The organism is Burkholderia sp. AU44665 (assembly GCF_030504405.1).
Lineage (GTDB): Bacteria > Pseudomonadota > Gammaproteobacteria > Burkholderiales > Burkholderiaceae > Burkholderia > Burkholderia semiarida.
Genome location: NZ_JAUJRI010000001.1, coordinates 270,119 through 289,526, shown reverse-complemented (window position 1 = coordinate 289,526; position 19,408 = coordinate 270,119). Strand labels below are relative to the sequence as shown.

Genomic DNA, 19,408 nt, shown 5'->3' with positions numbered 1-19,408 from the left:
GTCGGCGTGCGGGGCCCTTTTTATGCCGAGGCCGATCACGATTACTTGGTTGCGGCCGAGCCGCCGTCCGCCGGCGCAGGCGCCGTCGACTTGAAACTGCTCGACTGCCTGACCAGTTGCTCGGTCATCGCGGCGGCCACCGGATTCGCGCCGGAGGACGAACCGCCCTGCCGGTACGAACCGGTGCTCGCCGACATCGACTGCATCGATGACGTCGACGGCGGCGGCAGCGACGGATCGAGCTTCGCCGATTCCCTGACGAGCGCGGCCGTCTCCGGCGTTTCGGATTTCGTCGCGGCCGGCCGCGCGGCGGCCGCATGGCGTTCGAGGCCGTCGCGCTTGCGCGGCGCGCGCTGCGTGACCTGCGCGGGCGCGGCCGACTGCGCCGACTGAGCGGGCTTGGCGGCCGGTGCGGGAGCCGGCGTGGGGGTCGAATCCTGCGCATCGACCGTCACGACGTTGACTTTCGGCGGCGGTGCGGCCGGCTTCGTCACCGGTTGCGGCCTGTCGCTGACGACCGGAATCGCGGGAACCGGCGCAGGCGCGGCGCCGACGCGTGCGGTTGCAGCCGGCGCGGGTGTGGGTTCGGGAAGCGACGGGGCAGCAGCCGCCTGCTTCGGCGCCGTCGCGGCAGCCGGTGCGGGCGGCGCGATCGCGCCCTGCGCCGCGTGATCGTTGCCCGCGGGCGCCGACGCAACGGGTGCGGCTGCGTCGCCGATGCCGGCGTCTTCGATCGCACGGTGGTCCGCGCGCAGCAGCATCACGTACGCGGTGCCGGCCGCGGCGACCAGGAGCCCGCCGGCGATCATCATGGTCTTACGGGTACTCGTCATGCTTGCTCACCGATCATATCCACGTGAACAAGCCATCATACGCGGCCAGCGTCCGTTGATCCCGGACGAATACATTTGGTTGCATTGATCGCGGCCGAGGCCGTCGGCGCCCTGCCGTACGCCCTATCGTCAGACGGAAGAAACGCCCGCCGTCGCCCGTTAGATGCAGAAAATCGCGACCGCGATCCCGCCGAACAGCAGCCACTTGACGATGTAGTACACGGTGCGATTCCACGCCTTCAAGCGCTTGCCGGCGCGGCGAATCGCATACAGATACCTGAACGCGCGATTGAGCCCGCCCGTGCGATCGCCGGTTTCGTTCGGCGATGCGGCCGCGCGCATCAGCAGTTGCCCGAACGCATCGTTGATGCGCTGCGCCCAGCGATATTTCATCGGGCGATCGATGTCGCAGAACAGGATCACGCGATCGTGCGCGGTGCGGTTTTCGGCCCAGTGCAGGTACGTCTCGTCGAACATCACGGCCTCGCCGTCGCGCCATGCGTACGATTCGCCGTCGACGACGATCCGGCACGCGTCGTCGTTCGGCGTAGCGAGCCCGAGGTGGTAGCGCAGCGAGCCCGCATACGGATCGCGATGCAGCCCGAGCTTCCCGCCCGGCGGCAACTGCGCGAACATCGCCGCCTTGATCGACGGAATCCGCGACAGGATCTCGACCGAACGCGGACACAATGCCCGCGCGGACGGATGCGGCGCGTCATACCACTTCAGGTAGAAACGCTTCCAGCCGTGGCGAAAGAACGAATTGAAACCGATGTCGTTATACTCGCCCGACGCCTTGATCCGGCTCGCGTCGCGCAACGCGAGCGCTTCGCTGCGAAACGTGCGCCATTCGCGCTGCAGCACCGCGAGCTCCGGGAAGTGCCGCGTATCGAGAAACGGCGTGGTCGGCACCGACGAGAACGCGTACGAAAAGCAGTTCAGCGGTGCGGTAAAGGTCGAGTGGTCGGATAGTTGCCTGAACAACCGGTGCCGAACCTTGCCGCGCCGATGCGTGTACACGACACACGCAATGAACACGATCAACAGGACCCAGCGCATCGATATTTCCCCCGTAAGCTATTTGCCGAAATTCTAGGGAGGGGAAAAATTTCCTGCTCTGACGGGTAGGTCGTGCTGTGTACGCCTTACAACACGCCGAAGTCGCGAAACGATTCGTGCCGAAACGCCGAAAAGCCCGCGCGTACGTGCTTTTCGGGCCATCCGGACGCGCGTGCGGCATGCTGCTGCCGCACGCGCCGGCAGCGATTATTCCGGAAACGGCAAATCAGTTTGTCCGTCCGCGCGCATATCGAACGTGTTGAGCGTCATCGCGACGAGCGCGTAATAGCCGAGCAGCGCGACGAGGTTCACCACGGTCTCGTGGCCGAAGCGGGCCCGCGCACGCGCGAACGTCGCATCGCTCACACGGCGCGTGTCGTACAGCTCGGTGGCGAATGCGTGGATCAGCGCGTCGTCGTCCGATTCGAATGCGGGCGCGACGCCGAGCCGGATCGCGTCGGCCGTCGCGGCCGGCACGCCAGCCTCGAGCGCGATCGGATGATGGATGTGCCACTCGGCCTGCGAGCGCCAGCGCGAGGCCGTCACGAGAATCGCGAGCTCGGACAGCCGCAGCGGCAGCCCCGTGCGGTAACGGCAGAACGCGCCGAGCTTCTGCGCGTGCTGGGCCAGCTCGGGGCTCGCGATCCAGCCGAGGAACGGCCCGTTCAGGTTGCCGCGCGGGCCGCTGAGGATATCGGCGAGCACGGCCTTCTGTTCGTCGGTAGCCGACGCGGGATCGAAAGGAGGCAGTCTGTCTGTCATGATGAGAATGCAGTAGGGTCGGGGTTCACGCGGCGGCCGATGCGAGCGCCGCGCCGATCGCGCCGGACAGCCGCTCGACGATCGTATCGATCTGCTGCGCGGTGCAAACGAACGGCGGCGCGATGAGGATGTGATCTCCATGCACGCCGTCGATCGTGCCGCCCATCGGATACACCATCAAGCCGCGCTGCATCGCCTCCCGCTTGACTGCCGCGTGCAGCTTCAACGCAGGATCGAACGCCGCCTTGGTGTCGCGATCGCGCACGAGCTCGACGCCGACGAACAGCCCGCGGCCGCGCACGTCGCCGACATGCGGATGCGCACCGTAATGCGCGCGCAACGACGCACGCAACTGCTCGCCGCGCGCCTTCACGTTGTCGAGCAGTTTCTCCTCGGCGATCACGCGCTGCACTTCGAGCGCGGCCGCGCAGGCGGTCGCATGGCCGATGTACGTGTGCCCGTGCTGGAAGAAGCCCGAGCCGTCGACGATCGTCCGGTAAATACGATCGCTCACCAGAGTCGCACCGATCGGCTGGTAGCCCGCGCCGAGCCCTTTCGCGATCGTCAGCAGATCGGGCGCGACCGCGTCTTCGTCGCATGCATACAGGTAACCCGTGCGCCCCATCCCCGACATGATCTCGTCGAGGATCAGCAGCACGCCGTACTTGTCGCACACCGCGCGAATCTTTTTCAGGTAGGTACGCACCGGCGGCACCGCGCCGGCCGTCGCGCCGACCACCGTTTCCGCGACGAACGCCGCGACGCTTTCCGCGCCGAGTTCGACGATCTTCCGTTCGAGCTCGTCCGCGAGGCGCTGCGCGTACGCTTCCTCCGTTTCACCGGCCTGCTGATCGCGGTACGCATAGCACGGGCTCACGTGATGCGCGTCGATCAGCAGTGGCAGGAACGGCTCGCGCCGCCATGCGTTGCCGCCGATCGCGAGTGCGCCGAGCGTGTTGCCGTGATAGCTCTGGCGCCGGGCGATGAAATGACGGCGCCGCGGCTCGCCCTTCTCGACGAAGTACTGGCGCGCCAGCTTCAGCGCGGCCTCGATCGCCTCCGAGCCGCCCGACACGAAATACACGTGGTCGAGCCCGGCCGGCGCGCCGTCGACGAGCCGGTCGGCCAGTTCCTCGGCCACTTCCGTCGTGAAGAACGACGTATGCGCGTAAGGCAATTGCTGCGCCTGCCGCTTGATCGCGTCGATCACGCGCGGGTTGCTGTGGCCGAGACACGAGACGGCCGCGCCGCCGCACGCATCGATATAGCGTTTGCCGGTCGAATCGATGATCTCGATGCCGTCCCCGGCGACGGCGACGGGCAAGGTGGCGCGCGGGGCGCGATGGAAAACGGTCGTCATGCGTGGCCTCATGGATTAGGATGCGCGGTGCGTGTGCGCGGACGCCACGATGCGCGTCGCGAAGCGCTGCGTGCCGTGTTGATGGACGGTGAAGGCGATCGCGGTGTCATGAATCTCGAACACCGCGGTCGCGAGCGTGTTCTCGTCGTCGCGATCGGTCGGACCGTCGCGGTAGATCGGCAGCCCTTCCGGTGCACGATCGCCGAGCACGCGCAGCAGCGCGGCTTCGTCGATCGCGTCGGCGACGAACGGATGGCCGCGCCAGCCGCGCACGGCCTGCCATGCACGGCTCTGCCGCATGTACGCGTCGAATACCGGCCGGGCAAGCTCGCCGAGGCGCACGCCGATGTCGAACGGCGTGCCGGCGATGACGGGCGAAAGGGAAAGCGGCATGTCGTGCAAAAGAGTCCACTCCGGTGACAGGTAGCGTGCGCCGGGTTGGCGCGCCCCGTCAAACGATGCCGGGACGCACGTCGTCACGATCACGCAACACGCGATGACGAATTAGACAATCACACAACATATGTTGTCAATACCTGGGTACGGACAACACCGGATGCAGCCGCGCTCGCTGCCCCGTCACGCCGCGACCCCGCTCGCCTGATGCGACACGAGCCGCGCATACGCGCCCTGCCGCGCCATCAGCTCCGCATGGCGGCCAGCCTCGATCACGGCGCCCTGCTCCATCACGAGGATCAGGTCGGCATGACGCACGGTCGACAGCCGGTGCGCGATGATGATCGACGTGCGCTGCGTCATCAGGTCCTCCAGCGCCGCGCGGATCTGCTGCTCGCTGATCGTGTCCAGGTGCGACGTCGCCTCGTCGAGGATCAGCACCGGCGCATCCTTCAGGAACGCGCGCGCGATCGCCACACGCTGGCGCTGGCCGCCCGACAACTGCACGCCGCGCTCGCCGACGCGCGTCGCGAGCCCGTCCGGCAACCGCGCGACGAAATCGCCGAGCGCCGCGTGGTCGATCGCGCGCCGCACGTCCGCGTCGGATGCATCGTTCGCGGCGAGCCGGATGTTCGCGTCCAGCGTGTCGTTGAACAGATAGGTATCCTGCGCGACGAGCGCGATGTGCTGCCGCAGATCGTCGAGCCGCAGGTCGCGCAGGTCGACGCCGCCGAGCGTGACGCGGCCCTGCTGCGGATCCCAGAAGCGCAGCAGCAGGCTCGCGACGGTCGACTTGCCCGCACCCGATGCACCGACCAGCGCGACCGTGCTGCCGGGCGGCACCTCGAAGCTCACGCGGTCGATGGCGGGCACGCCGCGGCCCGGATACGTGAACGACACCGCGTCGAACCGTACCGCCGGATTCCCGGGCATCGCGTGCGCGCCGTCCGTCACCGTCACGGGCTCCTTCTCCAGCGCGCGCAAGCGGCGCGTCGACGCGATCGTGTCGGCAAGCTGGCGCGCGACCTGACCGATTTCGGCCACCGGCATGAACGCGGCCACCGCGACGAGCACCAGCAGCGGCAACGACTCGTGCGGGAACCAGCCGCGTGCGCACAACCACGCGCCGAGCGCGGCGACCGCCAGCCCGCCGAGCCCGCTCGCGACTTCGAGCGCGGCGCTTTGCGTCGACAGATCGTCGAGCAGCTTCGCGCGCTGCCGACGATACGCATCGGCCTCGGCCACGAATGCGGCGCGCCGGCGTGCGATCGCCTGGAACGCGGTCAGTTCCGCGAGCCCCTGGATCGTTTCGGTCAGGTGCGCGCCGAGCCGGCCGAGCGCTTCGCGCGCGCCGGTGCCGAGCCGGTCGACGTCGCGGCGGGCGAGCACGGGCGCGAGCCCGGCCCACAGCAGGAACGGCAGCAGCACGAGCGCGAGCGGCCATGCGACCGACGCGAGCAGCACCAGCACGCCGGCCGGCACGAGCACCGCGACGAACGCGGGCGCGAGCGTATGCGCGTAGAAATATTCGACCGTCTCGACGTCCTGCGTCGCGAGCGACACGAGATCGCCGGAACGGCGGCGCAGCAGCCCGGCCGGCGCGAGCCGCTCGAGCGTCGCGAACAATGCGATGCGCATTTCCGCGAGCAGCCGGTACGCCATGTCGTGCGCGAGCCACGATTCGAGCCAGTGCAGCACGGCCGCGACCGGCGCGATCACGAGCACTGCGGCAACCAGACCGGTGCCGACATGACCGGTCGGCACCGCGCCGACCACCCGCGCGCCGAGCACGCCGACGCCGATGAATGCGAGCACGCGGCCGATCCCGAACAGCACGGTGAGCACCACCTTGCCCTTCCATGGACGCACGAAGCGCAGCAGCGTCCGCAACGTCTCCGGCCAGCCGATCGTCGCCGCGTCGTCGTTCAGCGGCCGCACCTGCGGGCCCGACGACGCGCGCGCGGTCGCGCCGGCCGGGGTCGCCGCGCCGACGGATTCGGCGACCGCTTCCAGTTGCGGCCCCATCAGGCGGCGATACGGGCCATCGCGTGCGATCAGCGCCGCGTGCGTGCCTTCGTCGACGACCTGCCCCTGGTCGAGCACCAGGATGCGATCGGCGCCGATCACGCTGGACAGCCGGTGCGCGAGCACCAGCGTCGTGCGCCCGCGCGTGAGCCGGTCGAGCGCCTGCTGGATCAGCGCTTCGTTTTCCGCATCGACGGACGACAGCGCCTCATCGAGCAACAGGATCGGCGCATCGCGCAGCAGCGCGCGGGCAATCGCGATGCGCTGGCGCTGACCGCCCGACAACATGAGCCCGCGTTCGCCGATGCGCGTCGCGTAGCCGTCGGGCAGCGCCGAGATGAAATCGTGCGCGTTGGCGGCGCGCGCGGCGGCGATCATCTCCGCGTCGCTCGCGTCGGGGCGGCCGAGCCGCAGATTGTCGGCGACACTGCCGTCGAACAGCGTCGCATCCTGCGCGACGACCGCGATCATCTCGCGCACCTGATCGGCATCGAGCGTGCGCACGTCGTGGCCGCCGATCCGGACCGCGCCGCCCTGCGCATCGTGCTGGCGCAGCAGCAGGCGCACGATGGTCGACTTGCCGGCTCCGCTCGGCCCGACGATCGCGACCGTCTCGCCCTCGCGTACCGAGAAGCTCAGCGCCGCATGGGCCTCCGCGCGGCGCCCCGGATACGCGAAACTGACGTCGTCGAACGCGATCTCCGGCCGCAGGCCCGCTACGCGCGGCGCATCGACGCGAGGCGCGGCGCCGCCCGCGTCGAGCAGCGCGTGGATCGCATTCGCCGCCGACTGGCCGATCATCCCCTGATGCAGCACCGCGCGCAGGTCGCGCAACGGGCGGAAGATCTCGCTGCCGGCCATCAGCACGATCAGCAGCGCTTCGAGGCTCATGTCGCCGTGCCGCACGCGCCATGCGCCCACCGCGATCGCCGCGGCCGCGCCGAGGCCGGTGCCGAGATCCGTGAAGAACCGTGTCAGCAGGCCGAGCGCGAGCACCCAGAACGTGCTGTCCGACAACGCGCGCGCCTTCGCGGCCAGCTTCGCGCCGAACGCGGTGCTCTGCCCGAACGCCTTCAGCGTCGGCAGGCCCTGCACCGCGTCGAGAAATTCCTCGCCGAACGCCTTGAACGCGGCCGAACGGGCGAGCGCCGCGCGTTTGTCGGCGCGATGCACGAGCTGGGGCAACGCGAGCGTGACGAGCGCCGCGACGAGCAGGATCGCAGCCGTCGGCACGTCCCACCACGCGAGCACCGCGAAGATCATGAGCGGCGCGCACGCGGCGATCACGAGTTGCGGCAGGTAGACGCCGAAGAAGGTCTGCAACTGCTCGACGCCGTCGACGACGGCGAGCATCACGCCGCCCGTGCGTTCGCCGTTGAACCAGGCGGGGCCGAGCGCGGCGATCCGGTCGAACAGCCGCGCGCGCAGCGTCGCCTGCACGCGGCCCGCCGTATGCTGCGCGAGCACCGTGCGGCGATGATCGAGCCATGCGCGCAGCAGCACGCAGGCCGCCGTTGCAACGACGGCTTCGCCGATGCCGCGCGCCGGCGCGCCGGAAAACACCAGCGCCAGCACGCGGCCGAGAAACACGAAGCGGAGGATGCCGACACCCATCGCGAGCAGCCCGAGCGCGACGGCCGCCGCCACCCGCCAGCGCAGTCCCGCCATCATCGCCCATAGTCGTCGGTCGAAATACATGAAGCCCTCCGGTCGGTGTTTGGTTGCGTTCTGGTTGACCGGATCGAGGCTACCCGCGCCGCCCGCGCGCGGCAAAAGATGATTTTTCAACGGGTGTTGAGTCAACTACAATACCCCGCATGTCGCACCTTCCTCCCCTCAGCGCACTGCGTGCTTTCGAGGCGGCCGTCCGCCTCGGCGGGTTCGCGCGCGCGGCGGTCGAGCTGAACGTGTCGACCAGCGCGGTCAGCCACCAGATCCGTTCGCTCGAGGAATCGCTCGGCGCGCGGCTGCTCGAACGCAGCACGGGGCTCGGCGGCATCGGCCTCACGCCGGCCGGTGCGCGGCTGCTGCCGGCCGTCAGCGATGCGCTGTCGCGTCTCACCGACGCGTGCAGCGAGATTCGCGGTGCCGCGCAACGGCTCACCGTGTCCGCCAACGCGCCGTTTTCGTCGATGTGGCTCGCGCGCCGGCTGGCGGAATTCTCGTCGCTTCATCCCGACACCCCGCTGCACGCGGTCGTGCTCGACGACGAGCCGGATTTCGCGCGCAGCGGCGTCGATCTGGCGATCGTGCACGTACCGGCGCACCGGCTACGGGCCGACGACGACGTGCTGATGCGGGAAACCGTGTTTCCGGTCTGCAGCCCCGAGCTGTTTCCGTACGCGTCTGGGCACGTATGCCGCTCGCGGCTGCTGCAGGAAATGCACGAGGACAGCCCCGAGATCGACTGGCGCAACTGGGCCGTGCAGTTCGGCTTGCCGGACGACTTCGAGACGAAGATCGTCCGTTACAGCAGTTTCAGCCAGGTGATCGGCGCGGCCGTCGGCGGCGCGGGCATCGCGCTCGGCCGCGTGCCGCTGATCGAGCCCGAGCTGCGCAGCGGGCGTCTGGTGCCGCTGGTGCCGGGCCTCGCGCGCGACGCGTCGTGGCGCTTCGTGCTGCGCCGCCACCCGGCGACGCGGCACCGGCTGCTCGATCCGTTGATCGCATTCCTGCGCAGCGAAGCGGACGCGCCGCCGTTCGTCTCGAAGATCGTTGCGCCCGCATCCAACGACAGTCACGCACGGGGCGCGGGCGGGGCCTGACGGGCCGCATGCAACGCCGGCAGCGCGTTTGCGTATGACCGGCCGCTTACGGCGTCGCGAAGAACAGCGCGACGACGCACGCCATCCCGCCGAACCACACGAGCGAACGCAGCGACGCCCAGTTCAACAGGTACATCAGCGCATACACGATGCGGATCGCGACGAACGCGATCGCGAGCTGGTCGACGCGATGGACGTTCGCGCCGTTGTGCCACGCCACGACCAGCGCGACCGCGAACAGCGCGAGCGCTTCCCATGAATTCTGATGCGCGGCCTGCGCGCGGGCGCGCCAGCCTTCGAGCTTCGCGAGGTAATCGCGCGGCGTACGGTTGTCGTAACCCTTGCGGGCCTTGGCGAGAAACGTCATCGGGAACGGCAACAGCGCCACGATGAACAGGCACAGCTGGGACGTCGTCATCCAAGTCTCCTCCGTTATGATTACATTGGTCAATGACAAGATCGCCGAGAGCTTAGCATTGCACCGTGCCGTTCGCGCACCGGTTTTCTAGACGGCAGACTCGGCCGCGCAGGCCGCGGCGGGCGGCGCCTGCCCCGTCCTGCCGCGACACCCAACTTTCCACCAAATCGTCGATAAATACGTTAATTAAAACTGGTCGAACACCAATAAGATAGCGCTCGACACTGGCTGGGCGCGCAATCGCGCCGGCCTGCCGCTTCACTCCGCACCCCGTGTGCCGAACGACATCCGACCCGAGCCCTTGCCATGCCCCGTCCCATCGTCGCCCATATCCGCCCCGACGCCGTCCGCCACAACCTCGACTTCATCCGCCGCACCGCCGCGCAATCGCGCGTGTGGGCCGTGATCAAGGCCAACGCGTATGGCCACGGCATCGAGCGGATCTACCCGGGCCTCGCGGCCGCCGACGGCATCGCGCTGCTCGATCTGGACGAAGCCGTGCGCGTGCGCGAACTCGGCTGGGACAAGCCCGTGCTGCTGCTCGAAGGGATCTTCGAGCCCGCCGACGTCGAGCTGGCCGATCGCCATCGGCTGACGGTCGCCGTGCACTGCGACGAACAGCTCGACCTGCTGATCGCCGCGAAACCGCAGCAGCCGATCGACATCCAGCTCAAGATGAATTCCGGCATGAACCGGCTCGGCTATCGGCCGGCCGCGTTCCGCGCCGCGTGGGAACGCGCGGCGAGCGCGCCGTCGATCGGCAAGATCACGCTGATGATGCATTTCGCGAACGCCGACGAAGGCGAAGTCGACTGGCAGCTCGACCAGTTCGACGCGACCACGGCCGGGATTCCGGGCGAGCGCTCGGTGTCGAATTCGGCGGCCGTGCTGTGGCACCCGCGCGCGCACCGCGACTGGGTGCGCCCCGGCACGATCCTGTACGGCGCTTCGCCGACGGGCGCCTCGCGGCATATCGCCGACACGCCGCTGACGGCCGCGATGACGCTGACGAGCCGGATCATCGGCGTGCAGACGCTGGCGCCGGAGGAAACCGTCGGCTACGGCCGCCGCTTCACGGCCGATCGGGCGATGCGGATCGGCGTCGTCGCGTGCGGCTACGCGGACGGCTATCCGCGCCATGCTCCGACCGGCACGCCGATCGCGGTGGACGGCGTGATGACGCGCGTCGTCGGCCGCGTATCGATGGACATGCTGACCGTCGACCTGACGCCGTGCCCGAACGCGGGCATCGGCTCGAGCGTCGAGCTGTGGGGCGACCAGGTGAAGGTGGATGACGTCGCGCAAGCCAGCGGCACGATCGGCTACGAGCTGATGTGCGCGCTCGCGCGCCGCGTGCCCGTCGTGATCGTGCCGCCCGGGGCGACGAGCGTGCAGCCGGCGCTACGGACCGGCAGCTACGGACGCTGACGGGCCGGCGGTGCTGCGGTGCTGCGATGCGTAACCGCGTCGCCGCCACCTGCCGTGCCACGTGCTGGCGTGGCCGCCTCGGGCGACCCGGCTGCTTTGCGGCGAACCGCCCACGCGCACCGGCAACGACGCGGCCCGTCGTTGTGCGTTGCACGACGACGCGCTCGCTGCCGGCTTCCGTCAACGCATCACGAACGCCACGTCGGCTTGCGCTTCTCGAGAAACGCGTCGATGCCCTCGCCCGCATCCTCTTCCATCATGTTGCGCGCCATCACGTCGCCCGCGTACGCATACGCTTCGTCGAGCGGCAACTCGCGCTGACGATAGAACATCTGCTTGCCATATCGCACCGCGGCCGGGCTCTTCGCGACGATCTCCGCGACCTTGCGCGCGACGGCCGCATCGAGCGCGTCCTCGGGCACGGCTTCGTTGACGAGCCCCCACGCGGCCGCCGTCGCCGCATCGACGAAGCGGCCGGTCACCAGCATGTCGAACGCGCGCTTGGCCACGACGTTGCGGCTCAACGCGACGGCCGGCGTCGAGCAGAACAGCCCGACGTTGATACCCGACACCGCGAAGCGCGCGGTATCGGCCGCGATCGCGAGATCGCACGCGGCGACGAGCTGGCAGCCGGCCGCCGTCGCGATGCCGTGCACGCGCGCGATCACCGGCACCGGCAATGCGCGCATCGCGAGCATCACGCGGGTGCACTGCGCGAACAGCGTGCGGTAGTAGTCGAGTTCGGGCTTGCCGCGCATCTGCCGCAAGTCGTGGCCGGCGCAGAATGCCTTGCCTTCGGCGGCCAGCACGACGCAGCGCACGTGCGGATCGGCGGCAAGCGTATCGAACGCATCGTGCAGGGCCGAAAGCATCGCTTCGGACAACGCGTTGAACTGCTGCGGGCGATTCAGGCGCAGCGTGACGACGCCGTCGCGCGTGTCGCGCAGCAGGATCGGCCCGGCTGTCTCGTGAATGGGTTCCATGGTGTTCCGCTCGACGGGGTTCGGCAGGGTTGAGGGGCGATGCGAACGAGCGGCCATCGCGCCCGCCCGCTCGCGGCATGTCGGGGAAATGGTCCTCCACATTCGGCACGACGTCCAGCCGCGCCGCCGCATGCGCAGGCACGCCGGCCCGCCGGCCACCGCGCGACGTGCGATGCCGCTCGCCCGCCAACGGTGCCGTTGCGCGCCGTGCTTCCGCGCCGACGCCGCGCCTGAACTGGTGCGCCTGATGGAGCGGCGATGCAATCATTTCAACGTGTGGCTCGTCGCCCATGCCGATCTCTACAAGACCGCGCGCGTACAGGCGGTGATCGAAGCCGTCGTCGACGAATTCGCGACGGCGACGGCGGGGCCGGTCGTGGCCCGGTAGCGGACCGCCAGGGCCGGTGCGTCAGCGCGGCTGATACGCGCCGTCCGCCGCGGACCAGCGAAACGTCCGGCGCCATTTGCCGCCGCGCTCGCGCAACTGCAGGTCGCGGAAGCCGTCCGTCGACGTCGACAGCACGCTCAGCGTATTGCTGCCTTCGGTGATGTCGTGATCGCGCGTGCCGTTGCGATGCCAATCGCCTGCGATATCCCGGTAGAACATCATCGGCTGCGCGAACACGACCCGCAGCGTCTTGCCGTCGATCCGGAACAGGTACAACGCCTCGAACGACGCACCGCCGCCGGAATAACCGATCGACCAGCCCGCCCGCACCCCGAACGCGGCATCGCCCGCCCGCAGCGCATACGGCGCGAGATCGAACCGCGACCACCGCTCGGGACGTAGCACGCGATCACCCGGCGGCTTCGCCTCCTCGAGGTAGTCGGGACTGTCGAGATTCGTGCTGCTCCAGTCGGTCTCCTGGTCGAGCGGCTGTTCGGTTCGCGCGACGAGGCGCGGCACGCCGTCCGGGCCGCGCTCGAACACGCCCAGCCAGACCAGTTCCTTCTGATCATCGGCCTCGGCGTGGCGCTCGAAGCCCTCGCAATCGGTGGGTGCACGGAATCGCAGCGCCTCGCGCGCCGACTCGTCGGTCGGCGCCACGCAAACGATCGCGACGAACGCGCCGGGACGCTGCGGCCACGGTTTCGCGCCGGCCAGCACGACACGCGCAAGCGGCTGGCCCGGCGCAAGCTGCGCCACCAGCCCCTCCTTCGTGAAGCCGGGCGGCAAGTGCACGCCGAAACCGTCCGCTTCCGGCGCGCCGCTCATGTCGCGCGCATACGCGGCGCGGGCGTCAGGCGAATCGAATTTCCCGGGCACCTGATCGAGCGAATGCGCGGTGCCCGCCGCGTGCGCGGCGCAGCCCGCGAACGCGGCGCCGATCGCGACGAGCCACGGCATCAAGCGAATTGTCATGCCGGAATGTCCTGTGAAGTGTTTCAGTGCGCGGCGGGCGGGCGCACCCAGCTGCGCCCGCTGCGCCACGCGCGCACGCCCGACCACAACTGACCGACGCCGACAGCGAAAAAGACCGCGCCCATCGCGCCGATTGTCAGCACGCCGCCCCAGATCGCGCCGAACGTATTGAGCCGCGCCGTCATCCTCGGCGCGTCCGGCGCATAGCGCACCTCGACCGTCGCGCCGTCCTGCACGCTGACCTCGCCGCCCTGTGCATATTCGACCTGCTCGCCCGCGAGCGTCGTGAACGCGATCTCCGGATGATGCTGGCCTGCGTTCAGCTTGACGACGCGCCCGGGTACGACGACCGACGCGCGCAGGAATTCGCGCGTCGACTGCGCATGCAACGTGACGCCGATCAGCACGCACGTGCCCACGACGGTAAAAACGACGCCCTTCGCGATCAGCGTCTCCGTGTGCCGCGCGGCGGGTCGCCCGTATTCGGATGCCATCGGTTTCGTTCCGTTCCTGATGTTCGTCGATGCCGGGCGTGCGGCGCACGATGCGCCGCCCTCGGCATCCGGCAGGATACGGACATCGCGGCGCGCTGTAAATTGCGCGCGCAACCGTTCGACGGCCCGCAGGCGCGTCAGCCCGCGAGCTTCTTCAGCGCATCAAGCACCGCATCGCCCTTGAACGGCTTCACGATCCAGCCCTTCACGCCGGCGGCCTTGCCGCGCGCCTTCATCGCCGGGCTGCTTTCGGTCGTCAGCATCACGACGTTGACCGCCGTGTTCGCCAGTTCGCCGCGAATCTTCTCGACCATCGTCAGGCCGTCCATGTTCGGCATGTTCACGTCGCTGATCACGAGGCGCACGCCGGGCGTCGCCTTGAGCTTCGCGAGCCCGTCCTTGCCGTCGACGGCTGTCGCGACGTCGAGCCCGTGATTGCGCAGGAAGCCGGCCACTTCGTCGCGCACCGTGCCCGAATCGTCGACCACCAGAATCTTTGCCATGTCGTATTCCCCTTTCGTCGTTGCCGACTTCAACATTCAAAACAATTCGAGTTCGCCCGCTTCGACCATCGGCCCGACGTCCTGCACCGATTCGCGGAAATCCTCCGGCGACCAGCTCAGGCTGAACACGAAACGCTGGTCGAGACGGACCGAGCGCCCCGAAGCCGGATCGGTCATCCGGTACTTGAAACACAGCTGCGGACAGTCGCCGCCGAACGAGATGAACTTCTGCTTGTGATTGACGACGAGCGGCACCTGCACCGGATGGCGCGCCAGCGCCTCGGCGTCGCCGAGATAGCGGTTCTTGAACGCGCCCCACACGAGGTTGGTCAGTTCGCCGAGCACGCTGTTCACGTCGCGGAAATCCGGCGCGCGGCCGCTGTCGCGCGTGCCGCCGAGCATGTCGAGCAGCGGCTGCTCGCTCGTCTGCAGCAGCATGTAGCCGCGGCACCACGCGCTTTCGAGCGCGATCAGGCTGAACACTTCGCCGAAGATGATCTGGTCGCGCACGATGCACGGCGTGTCGTGCTCGATCGTCATGCCCGGAAACAGGCTGTCGATGCGCGCCTCGGTGATCTCCGAGATGCCGCGCACGAGCGCGTTCGGGTAGTCGCGGCCGAACAGGTATTCGTCGATCGCGCGCGCGAGCGGCGTCATGTCGTCGGCGACATAGGCCGCGCAAGCCACACGCGCGAGCGCATCGGGCAACCCGTCGCGCGACGCGCGCGATTCGCGACGCAGGATGATCGGCAGCTCGGGCCGCAGCGCGTCGATCTGCGTCGCGATGATCGCGCTCTCGGCCGGCGAGCCGCCGTAATCCTCGGCCAGCAGGATCGCGCCGAGATCGATGTTCGAGCGCAGCACCTTCAAGAGCCGGCTGCGCCGTACGGTCAGGCCGACCAGATTGTGCTCGTCGCAGAAACGCTTGATCGCGTCGGCATGCACGCGGCTGTCGTCGAGCACGAGTACCTTGCTGACGGGTTGGTCTTCGGTCATCGGATGGATTCCTGATGGTCGGTCAGAACAGTTCGAGCTCGCCGCCGCTCTCCACCGTGGCGGTTTCCGGCACATGGAAATCGACCGGCGCGTTCGCGCACACGCACAGCGTCGCGCCGACCCGCACGTCGCCGTCGAGCGTCAGGTCGTACGCGGCCACGTAATCGGGCGAGAGCGCGTGCATGGCGTCGATGCTCGCGCCGCTCAGCAGGCAAGGCGTCGACATTCCGAGATCGGGAAACGGCGCGGTCAGCGCCTGGTTGATCGCGCCGCAACACAGGTTCGCGACTTCCATGAACGCGTCGGTCAGCGGCCGCTGGCTGCTCGCGCCCGCCGTCGCGCCCGCGAAATGGCGGCGCGTCGCGTCGTCGTCGCTGAAGCGCAGCGCAAGCAGCAGGCGAAAATGCAGCGCCGAGATCGTCAGCACGACCACATGTTCGGCTACCGTCGGCTTCGAGCGCGGCTTCGCGCGCACGCGATCGGGCGCGTCGTGTGCGTGCCCGGCGGCCGGCCGGATGTCGCACGCGCCGCCGGCCGCGAGCCGCGTGCGCGCGGCATCGAAAAAGATCCGCTCGAAACCGGCCCTCGCCTGCGCGCTGATCACGGGGCCGCTCCTTCGATCCGCGCGTGCAGTTGCCCGGCCAGCGTCGCGACCGTCGCGAGCGCGGCCGTGATCATCTTGCCGCCGGCCTGAATGTCCTGGAACGTCGCGGCCGTCACGAGATCGTTGCGGTTCAGGCTGTCGCAATAGCTGTTCGACAGTTCCTGCGAGCGCGCGGCCAGCCCGCGCACCTCGCTCGCGACGATCGAGAAGCCGCGCCCGGCCGTGCCGGCACGCGCCGCCTCGATCGACGCGTTCAGCGACACGATCGACACGTGCGCGACGATCGCCGACAGCTCCAGGTTCTTCGCGCGCATGTCCTGGTTCTGCGTGGTCAGCGAGATCATCTGCTCGTGCCAGCGCTCGAACGTGCCGGCGAGCCCGCGCAGGCGCGCGGCTTCGTCGGCGATCTTCATCGCGTGCTGCGCGAGCGCCGCGCGGTCGGACGACAGCGCCTGCAACGCGTCGCGCTGCGCGGCGCTCCCGGACACCTCGCGCGCCAGCGCCTCTTCCAGTTGCGCCTCGCGTTGCGCCCATGCGTCGGCCGCTTGCGCATGCGCCGACGCCGTCTCTTCCGCCCTGGCCTCGGCCGCGTGAAGCGCACCGCGCAACGCATGCGCGTCGCGCTCCATCGACGCGACGAGCCGTTGGCGCATCGCACGACACACGATCGCCGCCGCCACCGCGACGACCACGCCGCCCGCGAGCGCGGCGGCCATCTGAATCATCCACGCCTGCACGATCACGCCGTCACTCCGCCGCGCCGATATCCGCGAGGCGCGCCGGCTGCGCGTGCCCCGCGCCATGCGCGGCGCCGTCCGCCGCGAAGCGCGCCGGCAGCGACACGATCGTCTCGAACGGGCGATACGACGCCCCGACGCGGTCGTCGGTGAAGCGCAGCGCGATATCGCCGCCGTCGCGCTTCAGGAAATTGCGCACCGCGTCCATGCCGACGCCGCGCCCCGATACTTCGGTCACCGCTTGCGCGGTCGAGAAGCCCGGCCGGAAGATCAGCTCGGCGACATCCTCGTCGGACAACGCCGCTTCGCTCGCGGCATCGATCCAGCCACGCTCGCGCGCGATGCCGCGAATCCGGTCGAGCGCAAGGCCGCGGCCGTCGTCGCCGAGCACGAACCACAGTTCGCCGCCGCCCACGCCGACCGCGATGTCGATCGTGCCGGACGCCGGCTTGCCGGCCGCGCGCCGCGCGTCGGACGATTCGATCCCGTGGTCGATCGCATTGCGCAGCAGGTGCATGAAGACGTTCTTCAGCGTCGCAACGATCTCGCTGCGCACGCGCTGGCCGTGGCTGTCGATATGCACGACGGGCGCCGGCTTGCCCAGCTCGGCCGCGAGCGACGGCAGCGATTCGATCACGCCGCCGAGCGCGTCGCCGATCCCTTGCGTGCCGAGCTGGCTCAGCATGCGGCGCACGGCATCGCGCGCCGCGCGCCAGTCGGATGCGTTGGCCGGATCGGCGCCGTCGAGCACACGCAGGCTCTCGCTGATGTGCGCACGCTCGACCATCAGGAAATCGGCGCCATTCTGCGCCGGCTCGCCGCTGCGGCCGAGCGTGACCGCGTTGATCGTCGCGTAGTGGTCGACGGCTTCGCGTACGCGCGCCAGGTCGTCCATCAGCGCGTCGCGGTTCCACTCGGGGCCGCTGTCCGCGCGGCGCAGCGATTCGTACGCCTGCTCCGCTTCGTGGACGATGTTCGTCAGGTGCTGAAGGCTGTACGTGCGCGCATTGCCCTTGATCGTGTGCATGTTGCGGAACAGCGCCGCGACGATCGAGTGATCGGCGCGCTCGTGCTGGCGGATCATCCGTTCGTTCTCGCTGAGGAAGCCCTTCGCGCTGTGCACGAAGTCGTGGAACTTGTCCTGGCTGATCGACAGAATCTCGCCGATCATCTCGAGGCGGCGCTGCTGCTCGCCGGCCTGCGCGGTCAGCGCGCGGATCTCGGTCACGTCGCGCACGCACAGCATCAGGCGCACCACGGTGTCGGTTTCGTCGGTGATCGCCGACCAGCTCAGATCGAGCCACTTCTCGCGGCCGTCCGGCAATCGCTTCGCGACTTCGTTGACGAGCAGGTGCTCGTTGAACTCGAAGTTCATGCTGTCCTCGCCGAGGCACGCGTGCACGGCCGCGTCGACCTGCGAACGCGCGTCGGCGCCGATCGCCGAATCGTCGAACACGAGCGCCATCAGGTCGCGGCCGGCGATGTCGTTCGTCTCGAAGATGGTTTCGAGGTACGCCGAATATTCCGCGTGCACGACACCGCCTTCGACGACGGTCAGGATGCCCTGCTGCATGTTCTGCAGCATCGCCTGGATGTCGGCCGTCTTCTGCTTCAGTTGCGCGGCGTTCTCCTGGATCTTCTCGATCATCCCGTTGAACGCGACGATCGAATGGCCGATTTCGTCCATCCGGCCCACCGGCACGCGGCGTGTGAAATCCTGGCTCGTCGCGATCTCGCTCATCGCCGTCTGCATCCCGATCAGCGGGCGCGTGATCTGGCGATACAGCACGAAGCCGAGCGCGGTCAGCAGCACGATCACCGTGCCGGCGACGCCCGCGATCGCGGTGGCCGTGGTCGCGAGCATCCCGTTCAGCGCGCCGATCGCGTCGTCCTTCTGGCGGTTCTTCTCGACGCGCAGCGTGTCGACGATGCTTTCGAGTTCGTCGCGATACTGCGCGACGTTCGCGAACAGGTAGGCCTGCGCCATCTCGGCCTTGCCGTCCGTCTTCATCTTCACGGTGTCGTCGATCGCCGCGAAATAGTTGGCGGCGCTGTCCTTCGCCTGCGTGACGAGCCCTTCCTGCGCGCGGCCGACCGCCGATTTCGCCTGCGCGTCGAGCGCGGCGCGCAGCGCGGCCTGCTCCGCCTTCAGCTCGTCGCGCGCCTGGGCGGCGGTGTTCGCGTCGGGCGCGTAGACGAGCGTCATCGCCGCGATCTGGATATTCTTCACCTCGGCGACGAGATCGGCCGACGCGAGCGCGCTCGGCACGATGCCCTGGGTGACCTGACGCACCTCGGACGCGCTCTTACGCGTCTGGTACACGGCATAGACGCCGATCGCGGACAACGCGAAGAACGTCAGGACGACTAGCAGCGTGATGCGATGACGGATGGTCATGAGTACAGCTCCCCGCGGCGATCCGGGTGCGATCGCCCTTTGGTCTATTGAAAGAGTGTGAGCGCCGAATTATCGGGGATGGCGTATGACGGTCCGATGACCGAAAATCAATCGGTCATTGATGAAAATGGAATGAATAATTGTGCGGGGAAAAGCCTAAAGTCTTTTGCGGATTTGCCGTTAACTTCGCGCCGCCTTACCGGCGTGGAAGCTGCGCCTGAGCAATCGTCGAAATAGCGGATATTTATTGTTTTATGCCGGCTCCGCAAAATCCGTTTTATTGA

General features: G+C 68.7%; 17 protein-coding genes and 1 pseudogene. 3 read left to right on the top strand and 15 right to left on the bottom strand.

The features are described from left to right. Positions 1 to 41 precede the first annotated feature (41 nt). The 6 genes from QZM15_RS01320 to QZM15_RS01295 all read right to left on the bottom strand — a co-directional run bounded on the left by QZM15_RS01320 (position 42) and on the right by QZM15_RS01295 (position 8,133). Positions 42 to 833, bottom strand: a complete 792-nt coding sequence (locus tag QZM15_RS01320; RefSeq protein WP_302105624.1) for an extensin — start codon at positions 831 to 833, stop codon at positions 42 to 44. 159 nt (positions 834 to 992) lie between these two features. After that, positions 993 to 1,892 (bottom strand): lipid A hydroxylase LpxO, encoded by a 900-nt coding sequence (lpxO, locus tag QZM15_RS01315; RefSeq protein ID WP_302105623.1) that lies wholly within the window; start codon positions 1,890 to 1,892, stop codon positions 993 to 995. 207 nt (positions 1,893 to 2,099) lie between these two features. Next, positions 2,100 to 2,654 carry a carboxymuconolactone decarboxylase family protein gene (locus QZM15_RS01310; protein WP_302105622.1) on the bottom strand — a complete coding sequence of 185 codons (555 nt, stop codon included), beginning with the start codon at positions 2,652 to 2,654 and terminating at the stop codon, positions 2,100 to 2,102. 25 nt (positions 2,655 to 2,679) lie between these two features. Continuing rightward, the gene (locus QZM15_RS01305) at positions 2,680 to 4,014 is read right to left on the bottom strand and encodes an aspartate aminotransferase family protein (protein WP_302105621.1); all 1,335 of its coding nucleotides are present in this window, start codon (positions 4,012 to 4,014) and stop codon (positions 2,680 to 2,682) included. A 15-nt stretch (positions 4,015 to 4,029) separates the two neighbouring features. Then, on the bottom strand, positions 4,030 to 4,407 hold the full coding sequence (locus QZM15_RS01300) for a hypothetical protein (protein ID WP_226222437.1): 378 nt from the start codon (positions 4,405 to 4,407) through the stop codon (positions 4,030 to 4,032). Positions 4,408 to 4,593: 186 nt separating this feature from the next. Next, complete coding sequence (locus tag QZM15_RS01295) at positions 4,594 to 8,133, bottom strand: ABC transporter ATP-binding protein (RefSeq protein WP_302105620.1); 3,540 nt, start codon at positions 8,131 to 8,133, stop codon at positions 4,594 to 4,596. A 119-nt stretch (positions 8,134 to 8,252) separates the two neighbouring features. Here QZM15_RS01295 and QZM15_RS01290 point away from each other — a divergent pair, with 119 nt between their 5' ends. Beyond that, the gene (locus QZM15_RS01290; protein ID WP_060311136.1) at positions 8,253 to 9,200 is read left to right on the top strand and encodes a LysR family transcriptional regulator; all 948 of its coding nucleotides are present in this window, start codon (positions 8,253 to 8,255) and stop codon (positions 9,198 to 9,200) included. A 46-nt stretch (positions 9,201 to 9,246) separates the two neighbouring features. On the opposite strand, the gene QZM15_RS01285 is transcribed toward QZM15_RS01290, so the two are convergent. Continuing rightward, positions 9,247 to 9,618 carry an MAPEG family protein gene (locus tag QZM15_RS01285; RefSeq protein WP_059582445.1) on the bottom strand — a complete coding sequence of 124 codons (372 nt, stop codon included), beginning with the start codon at positions 9,616 to 9,618 and terminating at the stop codon, positions 9,247 to 9,249. Between the two features lie 306 nt (positions 9,619 to 9,924). Here QZM15_RS01285 and alr point away from each other — a divergent pair, with 306 nt between their 5' ends. Then, positions 9,925 to 11,046, top strand: coding sequence for an alanine racemase (alr, locus tag QZM15_RS01280; RefSeq protein WP_302105619.1), 1,122 nt, complete (start codon positions 9,925 to 9,927; stop codon positions 11,044 to 11,046). 188 nt (positions 11,047 to 11,234) lie between these two features. On the opposite strand, the gene QZM15_RS01275 is transcribed toward alr, so the two are convergent. Beyond that, positions 11,235 to 12,029 (bottom strand): enoyl-CoA hydratase, encoded by a 795-nt coding sequence (locus tag QZM15_RS01275; protein WP_302105618.1) that lies wholly within the window; start codon positions 12,027 to 12,029, stop codon positions 11,235 to 11,237. 205 nt (positions 12,030 to 12,234) lie between these two features. Here QZM15_RS01275 and QZM15_RS33955 point away from each other — a divergent pair. Further along, positions 12,235 to 12,417 (top strand): annotated as a pseudogene (locus QZM15_RS33955) (LysR family transcriptional regulator); the annotation flags it as partial. A 21-nt stretch (positions 12,418 to 12,438) separates the two neighbouring features. On the opposite strand, the gene QZM15_RS01265 reads toward QZM15_RS33955, so the two are convergent. From QZM15_RS01265 to QZM15_RS01235, 7 genes are all read right to left on the bottom strand, one after another. Beyond that, a complete protein-coding gene (locus tag QZM15_RS01265; protein ID WP_302105616.1) occupies positions 12,439 to 13,392 on the bottom strand; it encodes a hypothetical protein in 954 nt (317 codons plus the stop codon). 23 nt (positions 13,393 to 13,415) lie between these two features. After that, positions 13,416 to 13,886: a DUF3592 domain-containing protein gene (locus QZM15_RS01260; RefSeq protein WP_302105615.1), complete on the bottom strand. Its 471-nt coding sequence runs from the start codon at positions 13,884 to 13,886 to the stop codon at positions 13,416 to 13,418. 137 nt (positions 13,887 to 14,023) lie between these two features. Then, a complete protein-coding gene (locus tag QZM15_RS01255; protein ID WP_059639893.1) occupies positions 14,024 to 14,389 on the bottom strand; it encodes a response regulator in 366 nt (121 codons plus the stop codon). Positions 14,390 to 14,425: 36 nt separating this feature from the next. Next, a complete protein-coding gene (locus QZM15_RS01250; protein ID WP_302105614.1) occupies positions 14,426 to 15,385 on the bottom strand; it encodes a chemotaxis protein CheX in 960 nt (319 codons plus the stop codon). Between the two features lie 22 nt (positions 15,386 to 15,407). After that, positions 15,408 to 15,989, bottom strand: a complete 582-nt coding sequence (locus tag QZM15_RS01245) for a hypothetical protein (RefSeq protein WP_302105613.1) — start codon at positions 15,987 to 15,989, stop codon at positions 15,408 to 15,410. Further along, positions 15,986 to 16,714, bottom strand: coding sequence for a methyl-accepting chemotaxis protein (locus tag QZM15_RS01240; protein WP_302105974.1), 729 nt, complete (start codon positions 16,712 to 16,714; stop codon positions 15,986 to 15,988). The genes QZM15_RS01245 and QZM15_RS01240 overlap by 4 nt, the downstream gene beginning before the upstream one ends. A gap of 22 nt (positions 16,715 to 16,736) precedes the next feature. After that, positions 16,737 to 19,124, bottom strand: coding sequence for an MCP four helix bundle domain-containing protein (locus tag QZM15_RS01235; protein WP_302105612.1), 2,388 nt, complete (start codon positions 19,122 to 19,124; stop codon positions 16,737 to 16,739). Between the last annotated feature and the right edge of the window lie 284 nt (positions 19,125 to 19,408).